The organism is Streptomyces sp. NPDC050528 (genome assembly GCF_044457795.1).
GTDB lineage: Bacteria > Actinomycetota > Actinomycetes > Streptomycetales > Streptomycetaceae > Streptomyces.
Window position 1 is genome coordinate 1 of record NZ_JBITHH010000044.1, and the last position, 1,005, is coordinate 1,005.

At 64.3% G+C, this 1,005-nt stretch carries 1 protein-coding gene; it reads left to right on the forward strand.

Going from position 1 to position 1,005, the window contains the following annotated elements; all coding sequences use genetic code 11:
- Window positions 1-987 carry an ABC transporter permease gene (locus ACIBK4_RS50500; protein WP_399006979.1) on the forward strand — a complete coding sequence of 329 codons (987 nt, stop codon included), beginning with the start codon at window positions 1-3 and terminating at the stop codon, window positions 985-987.
- Window positions 988-1,005 lie beyond the last annotated feature (18 nt).

Genomic DNA, 1,005 nt, shown 5'->3' on the forward strand with positions numbered 1-1,005 from the left:
TTGCCGCTACGGCTGTTGGCGCGTCCCGAGGTGGGTGTCTTCCTCGGTGCGGCCGCGGTGTACGTGTTCTTCCTGATCGCCGCTCCGCCGGTGCGGGACGGCGCGTCGATGGCGAACATCCTCTACAGCTCCTCGACCATCGGGATCATGGCGTTGCCGGTGGCGCTGTTGATGATCGGCGGGGAGTTCGATCTGTCCGCCGGTGTCGCGGTGATCACCTCGTCGCTGACCGCGAGCATGCTCAGTTATCAGCTGACCATGAACGTGTGGGTGGGGGTGATCGTCGCGTTGCTGGTGTCGCTGGGGATCGGGTTCCTCAACGGCTGGATGGTCGTGAAGACCGGGCTGCCGAGCTTCCTGGTCACGTTGGGCAGCTTCCTGATCCTGCAGGGGGTCAACCTCGCGGTGACGAAGCTGGTCACCGGCAATGTGGCCACGGATGACATCAGCAACATGGACGGGTTCGGCCAGGCGAAGAAGGTCTTCGCGACGTCGTTCGACGTCGGCGGCGTGAACGTGAAGATCACGATCGTGTACTGGCTGGTGTTCGCGGCGATTGCGACCTGGGTGCTGATGCGGACGAAGTACGGCAACTGGATCTTCGCGGTGGGCGGGAACAAGGACTCCGCCCGGGCGGTGGGTGTGCCGGTGGCGTTCACGAAGATCTCGCTGTTCATGCTGGTGGGTTTCGGTGCCTGGTTCGTCGGCATGCACCAGCTGTTCACCTTCAACACCGTGCAGTCCGGTGAAGGGGTGGGCCAGGAGCTGATCTACATCTCCGCGGCGGTGATCGGCGGGTGTCTGCTGACCGGTGGCGCGGGCTCCGCGATCGGTCCGGTGTTCGGGGCGTTCATGTTCGGCATGGTGCAGCAGGGCATCGTGTATGCCGGCTGGAATCCGGACTGGTTCAAGGCGTTCCTCGGCGTGATGCTGCTGGGCGCCGTTCTGATCAATCTGTGGGTCCAGCGCACGGCGACCCGGAGGTGAGCGACGACATGGCAGGCA